Source organism: Arthrobacter sp. H5 (genome assembly GCF_000520595.1).
Taxonomy (GTDB): domain Bacteria; phylum Actinomycetota; class Actinomycetes; order Actinomycetales; family Micrococcaceae; genus Arthrobacter_D.
The window spans coordinates 12,284-27,282 of record NZ_KI915037.1 but is presented as its reverse complement, the minus strand read 5'-3'; the positions used below and the strand labels follow the sequence as shown (position 1 = coordinate 27,282).

At 61.4% G+C, this 14,999-nt stretch carries 14 protein-coding genes and 1 pseudogene; 6 read left to right on the top strand and 9 right to left on the bottom strand.

Translation table 11 applies throughout. The annotated features are described in order from the left end of the window. Positions 1-32: 32 nt before the first annotated feature. The 6 genes from Y708_RS26915 to Y708_RS26910 form a co-directional block, all read right to left on the bottom strand. The gene (locus Y708_RS26915) at positions 33-1,565 is read right to left on the bottom strand and encodes a flotillin family protein (RefSeq protein ID WP_081747097.1); all 1,533 of its coding nucleotides are present in this window, start codon (positions 1,563-1,565) and stop codon (positions 33-35) included. A gap of 96 nt (positions 1,566-1,661) precedes the next feature. Beyond that, positions 1,662-1,859, bottom strand: a complete 198-nt coding sequence (locus tag Y708_RS0120780; protein ID WP_028281396.1) for a hypothetical protein — start codon at positions 1,857-1,859, stop codon at positions 1,662-1,664. 148 nt (positions 1,860-2,007) lie between these two features. Then, positions 2,008-4,374: a phosphoketolase family protein gene (locus Y708_RS0120775; RefSeq protein ID WP_253905912.1), complete on the bottom strand. Its 2,367-nt coding sequence runs from the start codon at positions 4,372-4,374 to the stop codon at positions 2,008-2,010. 92 nt (positions 4,375-4,466) lie between these two features. Next, positions 4,467-6,923 carry an ATP-dependent DNA ligase gene (locus Y708_RS0120770; RefSeq protein ID WP_028281394.1) on the bottom strand — a complete coding sequence of 819 codons (2,457 nt, stop codon included), beginning with the start codon at positions 6,921-6,923 and terminating at the stop codon, positions 4,467-4,469. 260 nt (positions 6,924-7,183) lie between these two features. After that, positions 7,184-7,645, bottom strand: coding sequence for a hypothetical protein (locus Y708_RS0120765; RefSeq protein WP_028281393.1), 462 nt, complete (start codon positions 7,643-7,645; stop codon positions 7,184-7,186). A 268-nt stretch (positions 7,646-7,913) separates the two neighbouring features. Next, positions 7,914-8,393, bottom strand: a complete 480-nt coding sequence (locus Y708_RS26910; protein ID WP_051479248.1) for an SRPBCC domain-containing protein — start codon at positions 8,391-8,393, stop codon at positions 7,914-7,916. A 45-nt stretch (positions 8,394-8,438) separates the two neighbouring features. On the opposite strand from Y708_RS26910, the gene Y708_RS0120755 reads away from it, so the two are divergent. Together Y708_RS0120755 and Y708_RS0120750 are read left to right on the top strand one after the other, a co-directional pair. Beyond that, the gene (locus Y708_RS0120755; protein WP_028281392.1) at positions 8,439-9,299 is read left to right on the top strand and encodes a non-homologous end joining protein Ku; all 861 of its coding nucleotides are present in this window, start codon (positions 8,439-8,441) and stop codon (positions 9,297-9,299) included. Then, complete coding sequence (locus tag Y708_RS0120750) at positions 9,296-9,547, top strand: hypothetical protein (RefSeq protein ID WP_028281391.1); 252 nt, start codon at positions 9,296-9,298, stop codon at positions 9,545-9,547. Before Y708_RS0120755 ends, Y708_RS0120750 begins: the two co-directional genes overlap by 4 nt. On the opposite strand, the gene Y708_RS0120745 is transcribed toward Y708_RS0120750, so the two are convergent. The 3 genes and pseudogenes from Y708_RS0120745 to Y708_RS26905 all read right to left on the bottom strand — a co-directional run. After that, on the bottom strand, positions 9,548-10,384 hold the full coding sequence (locus Y708_RS0120745) for an alpha/beta fold hydrolase (RefSeq protein ID WP_028281390.1): 837 nt from the start codon (positions 10,382-10,384) through the stop codon (positions 9,548-9,550). A gap of 168 nt (positions 10,385-10,552) precedes the next feature. After that, the gene (locus Y708_RS0120740; protein ID WP_028281389.1) at positions 10,553-11,404 is read right to left on the bottom strand and encodes a formate/nitrite transporter family protein; all 852 of its coding nucleotides are present in this window, start codon (positions 11,402-11,404) and stop codon (positions 10,553-10,555) included. A 112-nt stretch (positions 11,405-11,516) separates the two neighbouring features. After that, positions 11,517-11,753, bottom strand: a pseudogene (locus tag Y708_RS26905) (winged helix-turn-helix domain-containing protein); the annotation flags it as partial. Between the two features lie 163 nt (positions 11,754-11,916). Here Y708_RS26905 and Y708_RS0120730 point away from each other — a divergent pair. From Y708_RS0120730 to Y708_RS0120715, 4 genes are read left to right on the top strand one after another with little or no spacing between them, the layout of a single operon-like run. Next, entirely contained in the window at positions 11,917-12,435 is a 519-nt protein-coding gene (locus Y708_RS0120730; RefSeq protein WP_028281387.1) for a hypothetical protein, read from the top strand. Positions 12,436-12,473: 38 nt separating this feature from the next. Continuing rightward, on the top strand, positions 12,474-13,340 hold the full coding sequence (locus tag Y708_RS0120725) for a DUF4097 family beta strand repeat-containing protein (RefSeq protein ID WP_028281386.1): 867 nt from the start codon (positions 12,474-12,476) through the stop codon (positions 13,338-13,340). A gap of 40 nt (positions 13,341-13,380) precedes the next feature. Then, positions 13,381-14,193 (top strand): ABC transporter ATP-binding protein, encoded by an 813-nt coding sequence (locus tag Y708_RS0120720; RefSeq protein WP_253905911.1) that lies wholly within the window; start codon positions 13,381-13,383, stop codon positions 14,191-14,193. Next, positions 14,190-14,951, top strand: coding sequence for an ABC transporter permease (locus Y708_RS0120715; protein WP_028281384.1), 762 nt, complete (start codon positions 14,190-14,192; stop codon positions 14,949-14,951). Before Y708_RS0120720 ends, Y708_RS0120715 begins: the two co-directional genes overlap by 4 nt. The last annotated feature ends 48 nt before the right edge of the window (positions 14,952-14,999 follow it).

The following is a 14,999-nucleotide window of genomic DNA, read 5'->3' as shown; positions in this document are numbered from 1 at the left end:
CCGTGGAAGGTGACCTGCCGCCGTCGTACTTTCTATTCCTTGGGCGCCGCTTGACCTTCGGCAGAAGCGCGGGCGGCCCGGGTACGGGTCACCTTGGCCGTGGGCTGCGCCTCAGGGGGCGCAACCGGCGACGCCTTGGCGCCCGATGAATCCCCCCAGTTGCGCAGCATCTCCACAGCGTCCAGGCCCGTAGTGTCCTTGAGCAGCTGGAAAGTCTGCTGCAGGCCATCCGTGACGTTCCGGCTCAGCTGACTTGCGCCATCGCTGGAGATGACGGTCATGTTGTCGATCGAGGACATCGGCGCGGCGATCTCCCGGGCAACCAACGGGAGCATCTCCATGACCTTGTTCAGCACGGCGGCTTCGTTGAACTGCTCGTAGGCTCGGGCCTGCGCCTCGATGCCCTCGGCCTCGGCGATGCCCTTCTGGCGGACAACATCGGCTTCCGCCTGCCCCCGGACCTTGATGATTTCGGCTTCCGCGACACCGTTTGCGCGGGTGACCGCGGCGGTTGCGTTGCCTCGTGCGGTGTTGGCGGCAGCCTCAGCCTCGGCGGACACCTTGTCGCCCTCCGCGGTGAGGCGGCGCTTGGTCAGCATGACCTCCGCCTCCACCTGATCGGCCTCGGACTGACGCTTCCGCTGTTCCAGCTTGGCGGCGGCTTCCTGTTCCACGCGGTACTTGTCGGCGTCGGCAGGCTTGCGGATCTCAATATCGAGTTCGCGCTCACGCAACTCCGATTGGCGTGAAGCAACCTGCTGTTCCTTGAGTAGGATCGCTTCCTTCTGGTCTGCGGCGGCAAGCGGCCCGGCGGCGTCGGCCTGCGCCTGACGGGCGTCGGCAACTTCCTTCAGTTCGGCGCGGCGGATGGCCAGGCGCTGCTCGGCGAGCGCAACCTGCTCATCGGCAACTGCAGCGGCTTCGGCTGCTTCCTGAGCGGCATTGGCTTCGGCGATCTTGGCCAGTTTCTCGGCAAGTGCCGCCTCGGGCCGCCCCAGGTTCTTCAGATAGCTGGAACTGTCATTGACCGACTGGATCTGGAAGGTATCAATGACCAGGCCCTGGTTGTGCATCGAGTGCTCGGCCTCTTCCTTCACGCTCTTCGCGAAGGAAGCCCGGTCCTTGATGATGGAATCGACGGACAGGGTTCCCACGATCGAACGCAATGAGCCGGAGAGGGTTTCCTGCGTGTAGTGGTCAATCTGGTCCTGCTGGTTGAGGAACCGTTGGGCGGCCCGGCGGACGGCCTCTTCGTCGCCGCCGACCTTGATCTGGGCAACACCGGTGAGCTGCAGGGCTATACCGTTCTGGGAGATTCCCTCGATCTGGAGGGTGACCTGGCGGGATGCGAGTGAGATGGAGAACGCACGCTGGGTGAACGGATTGATGAACGTGCGGCCAAACTCCACCCGTTGGCTTTCCTGGTTGCCCTTGCCGGTGATAATCAGCGCTTCCGACGGGCTGGCTATGCGAAGCGCGAGCCTTGCCACGATCGCGGCGATGACTAATAGAACAACGACGGCGCCAACAATCACGCCCAGCGTGATTAAGAGACCAATGTCCACAGTTTCCCCCTACATTATGATTCCAAGCAAGATGGAGGCGCGAGTGCTGTGCGCCACATCTAGGACGCTACACGATTCCTGCCGGGGTAGGGACCCTCAGGCCCCTTCACGTCGGGCGTCTGCCCAGTTCTCAGCGGCGGCCAGGTGCCGTCGCGCGGCCTCGACCACGGCGTCCGGACGGGGGTTTCGCCAGGCCCGTTCCAGATCCGACAGCGCCTCGGTGACCATGCGCCGGGCGGCGGCCAAAGTGGTTGAATCTCCAATGGAGGTTTCGCTGACTGGAACGGTGCTCATAATAGTTATTCGTACCCGCGGGACCTTGGGATTTGTGTGTGCCCTGCCGGGTTCCTAGCATCGACTCTCCCCAAACTGACCTTATAACCGCTCGAAAAGGCCTCATAAGGGCAACTTGAGGAGAGTCGATCTAGATTTCGACGACGATTTACCCGAGCGTCCAGTCCGTGATCGCTGGAACGTCCTTGCCGGCGTCGCGCGTGTACTGCCACGCCAGCTGACGCTGATCCTGAAATTCCTGCCTCAACGCAGCCTGCCGTGATCCCAGCGACGGCACCCGGTCAATCACATCCATCGCCAGCTGGAACCGGTCAATTTGATTGAGCATGGCCATGTCAAAGGGTGTGGTGGTGGTGCCCTCTTCCTTATATCCGCGCACGTGCAGGTTCTGGTGGTTGGTGCGACGGTAAGCCAGCCGGTGAATCAGCCACGGATACCCGTGATACGCAAAGATCACAGGTTTGTCCGTGGTGAACAGGGTGTCAAAATCGCTGCCGGACAGCCCGTGCGGATGCTCGGATTCATCCTGCAGCCGCATCAGGTCCACCACGTTGACCAACCGGATCCTGAGCGACGGCAACGCATGCTTGAGCAACTGCGCTGCCGCGACCGTCTCCAGAGTGGGCACGTCACCGGCACAACCGAGAACGACGTCGGGATCCTCGCCTTCGACCTCGCGGCCGGCAAAATCCCACACACCGATACCGCGCTCAAAGTGCAGCCGGGCATCCTCCGGGCCGAGCCACGTCACAGTGGGCTGCTTACCTGTGACAATCACATTGACTGTGTCCCTGGTCTGCAGGCAGTGCTCGGTCACGGCGAGCATGGTGTTGGCATCCGGCGGCAGGTACACGCGGATCACGTCGGCCTTCTTGTTCACCACATGGTCAATGAAGCCCGGATCCTGATGTGAAAATCCATTGTGGTCCTGTTGCCAGACATGGCTGGACAGCATGTAATTCAGGGATGCGATCGGCTGGCGCCACGCCAGCTGCTGATGCACCTTCAGCCACTTGGCGTGCTGGTTGAACATTGAATCAACTATGTGGACAAAAGCCTCGTAGCAGTTGAAGACGCCGTGCCGTCCGGTCAGCAGGTACCCTTCCAGCCAGCCCTGGCAGAGATGCTCGCTCAACACCTCCATAACCCGGCCCTGCCGCGCAAGGTGTTCATCGACGTCGTCAATCCTGGCCTGCCACGCTTTGTCCGTGACGTCATAGACGTCCTGCAGTCGGTTCGATGCCGTTTCGTCCGGGCCAAACAGGCGGAAATTACTGGGATTCAGTTCAATGACATCCCGCAGGTACTTCCCCGCGGTGGCCATGGGGCTCACCTTTTCCTGTCCCGGCTGATTGACGACGACGGCGTGCTCCCGGTAGGCCGGTAACGCAAGGTCCTGGAGCAAACGGCCGCCGTTGGCGTACGGGGTGGCGCTCATGCGGAGATCTCCGGCAGGGGCCTGTTGTGAGACGAGCTCGTCCAGCATGCCGTCGTCCATGAAGAGTTCCTCCGGACGGTAGGAACGCAGCCACTCCTCAAGCTGCCGGAGGTGATCGTCATTATCGTGGACTCCGGAAAGAGGCACCTGGTGCGCCCGCCATGTCCCTTCTACCTGCTGCCCGTCCACCTGTGCAGGGCCGGTCCAGCCCTTCGGTGAGCGCAACACGATCATGGGCCAGCGAGGGGCATCTCCGCGCGCTCCTTCGTCGCTTGGTCGATGACCGGCGGTCCGCGCTTGCTCCTGAATGGCCCGGATCCGTGCCAGGCACTCATCCAACGTCCACGCAAAATCGACATGTGCCTGCTCGGTGGCGCGCGGATTTCCAATAGTGACGAAGTGCGGTTCATAGCCGTACCCGTACATCAGCTGCTTCAGCTGGTCTTCCGGCATTCGTGACAGCACGGTGGGGTTGGCGATCTTGTAACCATTGAGGTGCAGGATGGGAAGGACGGCGCCGTCGTTCTTGGCGTCAAGGAAGCTGCTGGACTGCCAACTGGCCGCAAGTGGACCGGTCTCCGCCTCGCCGTCGCCAATGACGCACGCTGCGATGAGCTGCGGGTTGTCGAAGACGGCACCGTACGCGTGGGCCAGCGAGTAGCCCAGTTCGCCACCCTCGTTAATCGAGCCGGGCGTTTCCGGGGCAGCGTGGGACGGAATGCCGCCCGGGTAGCTGAACTGCCTGAACAGTTCCTTGAGTCCGCCCTCTCCCTGATCAATGTGCGGGTAGACCTCCGAGTACGTGCCCTCCAACCAGGCATTCGCAACGTTGGCCGGGCCACCGTGCCCCGGACCAGTGATGAACAGCATCTGCTGCTGCCGTTCAACGATCGCACGGTTCAGGTGGGCGTAGATGAAATTCAGACCCGGTGTGGTTCCCCAGTGGCCCAGCAGCCGCTCCTTCACATCCTCTTTCTTCAGCGGTCTGTGGAGTAGTGGGTTGTCTCGGAGGTAGATCTGGCCCACGGACAGGTAGTTGGCCGCGCGCCACCACGCATCAAGCTGTTCAATGTTCACGAAACTCTCCTCCACATTCCCATCGACTCTCCCCAAACTGACCTTACAACCGCCAAAAACGGCCTCATAAGGGCATTTTGAGGAGAGTCATTCTAGATTTCGACGACGACGTCCGACGGCTTCTTGTCCGGGCGCCACCCGCGCCACACTGGATGGCGGAGCTTGCCGCCATCGGTCCGTTCGCTGAACTGGACTTCGCCAACCAGTGCGGGCCGGACCCAGTGGGCATCCGAGGCGTCCGGCGCCGGGACGTCATTGAGCGGCGCTGTCTTGCGGCCCATCTTCTTCAGCCGCGAACCAATCTCGGCCAGCTCACGTTCCGTGAGACCGGAACCCACCCGGCCGATGTATTTGAGATCCACGCCGTCTGGGATCGCCACCAGCAGCGAACCGACCTTGTGAGCCCGGTTCCCCTTGCCCGGACGCCATCCCACCACTACAACATCCTGCGTCAACGAATGCTTGATCTTGACCCAGTGATCCGATCTGCGGCCGGCGGAGTAGGTGCTGTCAACCTTTTTGGCCATGATCCCTTCAAGGCCAAGTTCCTTGCTGGCGTCAATCGCCTCGTCCAGCGAAGCATCCAACGCGGGCGGCACCTGAATGTGGCCGTCCTTTGGTACCTCAACGGCTTCGTCCAGGATCTCGCGGCGCTGCGCGTACCCCAGCTCCAGCAGGGAATTCCCATCCAGATACAGCAGGTCGAAGAGCATGAAGTACACCGGGACCTTTTTGCGGGCCGCTTCAATCTCCGTCGTCTTGGTGATGTTCATCCGCGTCTGCAGCAGGCCGAAGTCCGGCCTGCCGGCCTTATTCAAAGCCACAATCTCACCGTCGAGCAATGCCTGGTCGCCGTTGACGTAGTCCCCCAGGTCCGCCAATTCGGGATAGGTGGCGGTCATGTCGATGCCATTCCGGCTCACCAGCTTGATGCCGTCCGGGGTCACCGTGGCCAGGGCCCTGATACCGTCCCACTTCATCTCGAAGGCCCAGTGATCCTCAGAACGCACAATCCCCGGAGCCCCCACCGTGGCCAGCATCGGTTTCACGCTGGGCAGCTTCTCCTCTTTGGCAGGCGGGAAAGCGGGCGGCGACGGCTGCCCGGGCTGTTCCTTCATCAGGTGCATCAGCCAGTTCTTCTCCGCCGCGTCGGTCGCGCCACCGGTGTGGATCAGCGCGAACCTGCGGACCGCATTGCCGCTGCGCGCCAACCCGCCGTCGGGACGCCCGTGAACCGTGCAGATCACTTCCTTTCCGTCGCGCCACTTTTCCGCCTCATAGGTGCCCGAGTCCCAGATGTACACCTCACCCGCTCCATATTCCCCTTTGGGAATGGTTCCCGCGAAGGAGCCATAGTCCAGCGGATGGTCCTCGGTCTGCACTGCGAGGTGGTTCTGATCCGGGGTGTCGGGCGGGCCCTTTGGCACCGCCCATGAAACCAGCACACCGTCACGCTCCAACCGGAAGTCGTAATGCAGCCGCCGCGCGTGGTGCTCCTGGATGACAAAGGCGTTGCCCTCTCCGGTCGTGACCGTATCCGGCACCGGTTCGGGTGTTTTGTTGGGGTCACGCATTGAACGATAGGTGTGCAGGCGGTCTGGACCGCCGTCGTCGTTCGCTGCCTCCTCCAGCGCGCCCTCGTCCAGCGTTCCGGAGTCCATGCCCTCCAGCACATCGCCAAAATCCTCCACGCGCCGCATCACCTCGTGGAAATCGAGCTGCAACAGATCAACGTCCTCCAGCTCCTCCCAGGTGCGAGGCGCTGCCACCATCGGGTGGAGCTTTCCGCGCAGGGAGTAGGGCGTGATGGTGGTCTTGTTGCGGTTGTTCTGGCTCCAGTCCAGCAGCACCTTCCCGCCGCGGAGGGTCTTCTTCATGTCACTGACCACGAGGTGGGGATGGTCCGCTTCCAGCGAGCGGGCAAGTTCATGAGCGACGGCGGAAATTTCGTCCGACGTCTGCTTTCCGTCCAGCGCGGCGTAGAGATGGATGCCCTTGGACCCGCTGGTCACCGGGCGCGGGTCCAGGCCCATGTCCTGCAGGATCGCACGGGCCAGCCGGGCGACTTCGGCGCACTCGATCAGGGACGCGCCCTCCCCTGGGTCAAGGTCGAGCACCAGCCGGTCCGGGTTGTTGATCTTTCCCCGACTGCCGAACTTCCACTGCGGCACGTGGATCTCCAGTGCGGAGATCTGGCCCAGCCACGTCAGCGTGGCGAGGTCATTGACCATCGGGTAGGAGCTGACGTGGTTGCTGTGCTCAATCGGGTGGCTCTTGATCCAATTCGGCGCGCCCTTGTCCAGGTTCTTCTGGAAGAACACCTGGCCCGGTTTGTCTTCTGTTCCGACGCCGTCAACCCAGCGCTTGCGCGTAACCGGCCGGTTGCGCGCATGTGGGATGAGGTAGTCCGCGACGGCCGCGTAGTAGGCAAGAACATCAGCCTTAGTGGTGCCCGTCATCGGATACATGACCCGGTCCAGACTCGTGAGCTTGAGACGGTGACCGTCAACGGTCACCGTCTGCTGATTCTGCCCTGCCGTGCTGGCCATTCCCCCAGTCTTGTCTGGATGGTGTGCAAATGCCAATGGTCAGTAGGCTTCCAACCCGCTTCGGTTGCCCGGCACGGCGGTAATCTCTGCGGCAGCGGGAGAACCAGGCGGAGCGGGCAGTGCAGGAAACCGGGCGGCAGATCCCAGCCGAACGGACCGCGATGCGCGCTGTCAGGATCATAGTTGGTGTCTGTCACAGTCAACGCCGGTTTAATGTGACCGCAAGACACCTCAGACTATTGCCCCGTGTTGACGGACGATCAATTCAAGTAGGCGCAGTCGTCATCGGGATCGAATAGATGAAAGTTTTCTTCCCACGCCTCGTATCGAGCTGACAGTTTCCGATTAGCGGTTTCTTGGATTCTTCTATCGATATAGTCTTCAACCAATTTTATGTTGAACTCATCTTGGATTAGGGACAGGTGCTTGCCGCCACGTAGGAAACGTTCGTCCGTCTCTTTGAAGGTGGGGGAACAAACGCGCAGCTGCAACGACGTGCTGAGCGGCTCAGACACATGTGAGCGAAAGTATGGGAAGTAGCTGTATAAAGATTCAAGGAAGGGGCTCACCATTTCCATCTGGGCACCTACGATCGTGGCCCAAGCAACACCTGGGCGCCCGAAGCGTTCTGTGCGCGGTATGCGCTGGTCTTCCTCATCCACAATCCACCCGGGGAGTGGTGTTAAACCACATTCTTCGTAGATGTAGCTGATCCTAATCATCTCGACGCTCTTTATTCCTATATCCAGCTTCTTGGTAATTTGACGTGGAAGTTAGCGTATCGATTTTGTATTTTGAAGATTTGAGAAATGGTTCTTACTCTGATTGTGTTTGCGTTAAAAGTAGTCGAGCGTGATGTTACCGGATGGTGAACCAGTGCGGACGCAGCTCAACGGTGGTCGTCGACGGAAGGGGTGCGGCGCTGGCAGGTGAGAGTGGAACCTCTTGCGTCAGCACTGGCGTCTCTGTGGGTCCCGGGCCGGGCGGGCCTCAGCCCCGGAACTGCTCCTCATAGCGGGCAACGTACTGGTCCCAGAGAGCCGGATTCTGACCCAACGGCCGCTCGTGGAGGTAATCGTCCAGTCCCATCAGCGTCAGATGCCACCCGGCGGCGGAGCGCGACGCCTGGGACATTTCAGCGATGGTGTTCGTCAGCGTCAGGAGGCAGCCATCGTCGTCGTTCTCCAATTCCCAGCGCAGCACCTCCCTGTCCCAGGTATAGGCGAGCAAAAAGGGCTTCTCCGCTTCCAGCACAGTTCCGGTGGTGGGCCGCTCACCCGGGGAGGTGAACGTGACGGTGGCATCCCGGCGAGGCAGAATGTCCACCTCGCACGGAAACCAGTACCTGAGTTTCTTTGGGTCTGTCAGGTGCTTCCAGAGCACCTGCGCCGGGAAGTCGAAGCGCATCTCGAACCACAGGGCGGGGGCGCCGTCGGCAAGGGTCTTGGTGACAGAAGGTTCAGCATTCACTGTGCAATCGTAGACCGGGACCGAGTTCGCTGGTTCACTAGGAACATGAGAGCCATTTGGAAGGGCGCCGTGGCGTTTGGACTGGTGAACGTGCCGGTCAAGGTCTACAGCGCAACCGAGGACCATGACATCAGCCTCCACCAGGTCCACAACAAGGACGGCGGCCGCATCCGCTATCAGCGCCGCTGCGAAGTGTGCGGCGAGATCATCGAGTACAAGAACATCGACAAGGCGTACGACGACGGCGAGCGCACCGTTGTGCTCTCAGCCGAGGATTTCGCGTCGCTTCCGGTGGAGAAAAGCCGTGAAATCGAGGTGGTGGAGTTTGTGCCGAGCGACCAGATCGACCCCATCATGCTGGACCGCTCCTATTACCTTGAGCCGGATTCCAAGTCCACGAAAGCCTACGTGCTGCTGCGGCGCACGCTCGAGGAGACGGATCGGACGGCCATCGTGCAGTTCTCACTGCGGCAGAAATCGCGGCTGGCAGCCCTTCGCGTCCGCGGAGACGTGCTGATGCTGCAGACCCTGCTGTGGGATGACGAGGTCCGTGAGGCCACTTTCCCGTCGCTCGATGAGAAGGTCCGCGTTTCCGCGAAGGAGAAGGAAATGTCCGCGGCCCTCGTGGAGTCCTTCTCCTCCGACTTTGACCCCGAAAACTTCACCGATGAATACCAGGAACAGCTCCGCGTGCTGATAGAGGCGAAGCTGGAGAAGGGCGAGGCGCTCGATACCGACGAAACCTTCGGCGAGACCGATGAGGACGACGGCGGCGGCAAGGTTCTCGACCTCATGGAGGCGCTGCGCAGGAGTGTTGAGAAGAACCGCGAGAAAAAAGGTTCTGCAGGCGCAAAGGCCGGGACGCCGTCGCCGGGCACTAAAACAAATGCGAAGAAGGGCGCGTGATGGGATTAATCGAGAATCGACGGGGGGAGCAAACGCTCACACAGGCGCCGAACGCGCCCATTATCGGGTGGGCGGCGTTCGGCGCGGCGTCGTTCATGGCTCTTGAGGATAAGAACCGGCGGATTCTGCGGGCGCTCAGTACCAGCTGCCTGATGGTGTGGGCTGCACTGGAATTCACCGCCGGCGAGAGCGTCTTCCGCCGGGCCATAGGCGCCGTGACGCTTGGATTGCTGGCCCGGCGGCGTTAGCTACTTCGCCAGGAAGTCCAACAGTGTTCGGTTCCACTCTTCCGCGTGGCTAACGTTGCAGCCGTGTGGTGCACCCTTGATGACGTGGAGTTCACTGCCTGGCAGTGCGGCGTGGGTGCGCTCACCGGATCCCTCGAAGGGGACGGTTCCGTCGGCGTCGCCATGCAGGATCAGCGCCGGTAGCGTCACTTTGGGCAGATCGGCCCTGAAGTCGGTGGTTGCAAAAGCCTCCAAGCACGCCAGCGCGGCTTTCTTGTCAGTTTGCTTGCACAGCGCAAGCGCTTCTTGACGCTGTTCCTCCGTGACCTTGAGGACACCGCTGGCCGAGAAGAAGTCCGTGGTGAACTGGTCGTAGAAGGAGTCCTCGTCCTTGGTGAGACCGGCGGTCATCTCTTCCGCCGCACTATTGGTGAGCGGGCCATCCGGGTTGTCCGCTGTCTGCATCAGGTACGGAGGAACCGCCGACGCAAATACAACGCTGCGCAGCCGTTCCGCACCGTAGAGGGAGAAGTAGCGGGCCACTTCGCCGCCACCCATCGAGAAACCTACAACCGTGACGTCATTCAAATCCAACTCCTGCAGGAGGGCGTGGAGATCCTCGGCGAGGGTGTCATAGTTGTAGACACCCTTCGGCTTGTCACTTCGACCGAATCCACGCCGGTCGTACGTCACTACCCGGTAGCCGGCCTGCTGCAGTGCGGGAACCTGCTCCGTCCACGCCTCGCCGGACAGTGGCCATCCATGGACGAGGACCACCGGGCGGCCCGGGCCGCCGGTGTCGTCGACGTGCAGGTTGGTGTCCTTGAACAAGCCGTGGTGTGCGGTGATTTCAGTCATGATTAGTGCCTCCGTATCCGTGGGAAGGCATTGCATGACAGCGCAATTCAACTACCGAACAGTAGGGAGGCTGTCATCAGTGCTTCGGAATGGGCGCACTTTCGGATTGCATGGGCACGGCCCGTGGGAGCGGCCCTCACGGCCCTCCTCGATCTTGCACTTCACACCTCACCCCGCGTTGTGCGCGTCCTCCGGGTCCGAGGGCGCGTCATCGCGCCGCTCCTTCACTAACTTGCTGGCGCTCACCAACCGCAGCGCCGTCACCAGCAGCACCCCACCAAGAACGTTGAAAACCACAATGTAGGAGAACCAGCCCAGCCACTGAAGGTAGCTGATGTCCGCACCCGCGTGGATGGCCCCGAAGATCAGCAGTGAGTCCAGGATTGAGTGGAAGAGCTGCAGCCCGTAGAGCAGGAAGGCGCCAACGACGGCGGCAACAATCTTTCCGGTCACACTGTCAGTGCCGTGCTGCATCCGGGTCATCAGGGTGATGGTGCTTCCCGCCAGCACGGCCAGGCAGACCGTTTGCCAGTTGAAGCCGGCGTCGATGTAGTGGCCCGCTTCCTCCGTGATCGTTTCGGCCCACTGCGGGAATGCCGTCATGACCAGCCACATGAACAACCAGCCGCCCACCAGATTGGAAATGAGTGTGCCGCCCCAGAGCTTCCCAAGCTGCGCAACGCTTGCCTCGCGTGCAACGACGGCGGCAATGGGAACCAGAAACCCCTCGGTGAAGAGTTCGCTCTTGGCAAGCAGGAGGGCGATGAGGCCTGTGCTGAAAGCGAGTCCGGCAACGAGGTGGTTTTCGGTCTCGTAAAGGACACCAAGGTAGGCCATGATGCCAATGCCTATTTCAAACCCACCGAACAATCCCGTGATGAGCACATCGCGAAAGGAGCGGTTCAGGCGCTGGGCGCCTTCTTCGACGGTGCGGTCGAAGGATTCCTCAACCTCTTCCTCAACCGGGCCGGTGTTGTCGCCGAGCTCCCGCCGTCGTGCATCGCCTTCGGTGTCGCTCATATATGCCGCCTGTCCGCATCGATCTACGTCGAAATCACCCCTCCTATCCCAGGTCACCCCCTGTGCGGGGTGACCTCGGACGGCAGGGGTGACCTCGGCCGGTGTGGTCATTCTACTGAGCTGGGACCGGTACAACCCGGTAGCCCATGCCCGGCTCGGTGATGAAGTGCCTCGGCCTGGCCGGATCCTGCTCAAGCTTCTTCCGTAGCTGCCCAATATAAAGGCGAAGATAGGCCGTATCCCCGCCGTGATGCGGCCCCCACACCTGCGCCAGCAGTGTCTGTTGCGTGATCAGGCGGTCCGGAGACTTCAGCAACATTTCCAGCAGCCTCCACTCTGTGGGCGTGAGGCCTGTTCCGGCGAATCCTAACGAGATTCTAACGCCGCCAATTTCTCACCGGGAGTGCTGTTGCCGGGACATGAGTTGGAGCCAACCCTGGGCACCCACATATGACACCATTCTGAGGCGTCAAGGTCTTGACATGACACCACACTGACGCCATGCTGGTGTCATGGATCTCTCAGCATACGTCAGTGACCTTCAGGAGCATCTCGCCATCGCGGCTGAAGCCGGGGGTGGAGAAGCGCGCGCTCTTGCCGAACGGCTGACGGCGCCGCTCGAGTCGGCAACGCGGTTGGTTCTCTTGGAGGCCTTGTCAGCGGCAGCGGGCGAAATCACTCGCGAGCTTGCGCCGGGGGCCGTCGATGTTCGCCTGCGTGGACGCGACCCGGAATTTGTGGTGACCCAACCCGCGGACCAGGCCTTTGCAGAGGTGGCGGAGCGCGTGACGGCTCCGAGACCACGCGCTGCCGACCCCGGTGACATTGAAGATGGCGCTACATCGCGCACCACGCTTCGCTTGCCGGACCATCTCAAGGCACGGGTCGAGGAATCGGCCAGTCGTGAAGCAATATCGGTCAACGCGTGGCTGGTGCGTGCCGTGACTACGGCCCTTGATCCGGGCAGCAACCGCGCCGCTCGGAGCGAACCGCGCGGCGGTGGCGAAGGCTTCACCGGTTGGGTCCGCTGACGAGTTATCGATTCTTACGCACAACACCAGGAGGCACCATGCCAGTTTTCGATACACCCCAACCAATTTCAGTCACCCTCGAACTCGCCATCGGAAGCGCGCGAATCATCGCCGGAGCAACGGATCGCACTTCGGTGGAAGTACTCCCCAGCAGGGAGTCCAAGCCCGCCGACATCAAAGCAGCGGAACATACCCGAGTGGAATACTCCGGCGGCCAACTGCGGGTCATTTCTCCGAAGAACTGGAAACACTACACGCCGTTTGGTGGCAGTGGCTCAGTGGACGTCACCATTGAACTGCCTGCCGGTTCCGCGGTCCACGGTGAGTCTGCCGTTGGAGAGTTCCACGCCGAAGGCAGGTTGGGAGAGTGCACCCTCACCAGCGGGGTTGGCGACATCAGCCTTGAAGAAACCGGCCCACTGACCGTGAAGACCGGAACCGGCGACATCACAGCAGACAGGATAGCGGGACACGCGGAGATCATCACGGGATCCGGCAGCGTCCGCATCCGCACCATTGACGGCAGCGCTGAACTCAAGAACTCCAACGGCCACACCGCCATTGGCGACGTCACGGGCGAGATTCGTCTCAGGGGCGCGAACGGTGACATCTCAGTTGACCGCGCCCACTCTTCGATCGTGGCAAAGACAGCGCACGGCAAAGTCCGGATCGGAGAAATCATGAGGGGCTCGGCACTCCTGGAGTCCTCCTTCGGAAAACTCGACCTGGGCATCCGAAACGGTACGGCGGCGTGGCTCGATGTGACCACGCAGCACGGCAAGGTACGCAATTCCCTCACCGCAGACTCAGGGCCCACGGAAGCCGACGAGACAGCCGAAGTGCGCGCTAGGACCTCCTGGGGAGACATCACCATCCGCCGTTCAACCGAGAGCGCGAACAGCTGACCCACACCTTCGAGAGCATCACTAAAGAAGAGAAAGCCGCATGAACATCGAGGAAACATCAATGCAGAATCCGTGGCCCGCGATCCGCGTACAGCAGGGCCTCGAGAAGTCCTACAAGGACCTGAGCGTCCTGCGCGGCGTGGACTTCGACGTTGCACCGGGCAGCATCTTCGCCCTTCTCGGCTCGAACGGTGCCGGAAAAACCACGATAGTGAGAATTCTGTCCACTCTGTTGAGGTCAGACGCCGGCACAGCCACCGTCAGTGGATTCAACGTCACGACGGACCCCCTCCGAGTGAGGGAATCCATCAGTCTGACCGGACAGTTTGCCGCGGTCGATGAGATCCTCTCCGGCCGGGAGAACCTGGTCCTGGTTGCCAAATTGCGGCATTTGAAAGCCTCCGGCCAGATTGCGGATGACCTTCTTGCACGCTTCAACCTCGCCGACGCGGCATCACGCAAGGTGTCGACATATTCGGGAGGCATGCGCCGCCGCCTGGACATCGCCATGAGCCTGATCGGGCAGCCGAAGGTAATCTTCCTCGACGAGCCAACCACGGGGCTCGACCCCGAGGGGCGCATCGAGTTGTGGCAGGTCATCGAGGAGTTGGCCAGGCAGGGGACCACTGTTTTGCTCACCACGCAGTACCTGGAAGAGGCTGAGCAGCTCGCCGATCGGATCGCCATTCTTCACCAGGGGCGAATCATCACGAACGGCTCCCTCGCCGAGCTGAAGCAACTCCTTCCACCAGCGAAGGTCGAATACGTCGAAAAGCAGCCGACCCTGGAGGATATCTTCCTCGCACTTGTGGGAAACGACGGCAAGTACGAGTCAAGTAAGGACAGGTCATGAGCACACACTTTTTCGGAGACACGGCCGTCTTGCTGGGCCGCTCCATGCGTCACATCTTCCGCAGCGTGGACACGATCATCACCACCGCAATCACGCCGATCGCCCTCTTGCTGCTGTTCGTCTACGTGCTGGGCGGGGCAATCGAGACCGGCACCGACAACTACGTCAATTATCTGCTTCCTGGGATCATGCTGATCGCCATCGCATCGGGCATTGCCTACACTGCCTTCAGGCTGTTCACCGACATGAAGAGCGGTATCTTCGAGCGATTCCATTCAATGCCAATCGCACGATCATCCGTGCTGTGGGCGCACGTGCTGACGTCGGTGGTCGCCAACCTGCTCTCGGTTATCATCATTGTGCTGGTGGGACTGCTGATGGGCTTCCGCTCCTCGTCCGGTCCTTTGGAATGGCTTGCGGTCGCCGGAATCCTGGCACTGTTCACCCTGGCACTGACATGGGTCGCCGTCATCGCCGGGCTCACCGCGAGCACCGTGGAAGGCGCCAGCGCCTTCTCCTATCCGCTGATCTTCCTGCCGTTCATCAGCTCGGCCTTCGTCCCGACGGAAACCACGCCGGGTCCGGTTCGCTGGTTCGCCGAGAACCAGCCGGTCACTGCGATCGTCAATACAATCCAGCATTTGTTTGCCGGGCAACCGGTTGGCAGCGACATCTGGATTGCGCTCGCTTGGTGTGTAGGCATCCTTGTCCTCGCGTACGTTTTCGCCATGGCCGTCTACCGGCACAAGATCACCTGAGGGCCCGCCGCAGTCGCGTCGATTGGGGGGACTCAGGGTGTGGCTCCC

Coding starts and splice junctions, on each gene's coding strand:
- Y708_RS0120720 (WP_253905911.1), top strand. CDS start 13,381: ATGAACATCGAGGAAACATCAATGCAGAATCCGTGGCCCGCGATCCGC.
- Y708_RS0120715 (WP_028281384.1), top strand. CDS start 14,190: ATGAGCACACACTTTTTCGGAGACACGGCCGTCTTGCTGGGCCGCTCC.
- Y708_RS0120770 (WP_028281394.1), bottom strand. CDS start 6,923: ATGGCCAGCACGGCAGGGCAGAATCAGCAGACGGTGACCGTTGACGGT.
- Y708_RS0120745 (WP_028281390.1), bottom strand. CDS start 10,384: ATGACTGAAATCACCGCACACCACGGCTTGTTCAAGGACACCAACCTG.
- Y708_RS0120780 (WP_028281396.1), bottom strand. CDS start 1,859: ATGAGCACCGTTCCAGTCAGCGAAACCTCCATTGGAGATTCAACCACT.
- Y708_RS0120740 (WP_028281389.1), bottom strand. CDS start 11,404: ATGAGCGACACCGAAGGCGATGCACGACGGCGGGAGCTCGGCGACAAC.
- Y708_RS0120755 (WP_028281392.1), top strand. CDS start 8,439: ATGAGAGCCATTTGGAAGGGCGCCGTGGCGTTTGGACTGGTGAACGTG.
- Y708_RS0120765 (WP_028281393.1), bottom strand. CDS start 7,645: ATGATTAGGATCAGCTACATCTACGAAGAATGTGGTTTAACACCACTC.
- Y708_RS0120730 (WP_028281387.1), top strand. CDS start 11,917: ATGGATCTCTCAGCATACGTCAGTGACCTTCAGGAGCATCTCGCCATC.
- Y708_RS0120725 (WP_028281386.1), top strand. CDS start 12,474: ATGCCAGTTTTCGATACACCCCAACCAATTTCAGTCACCCTCGAACTC.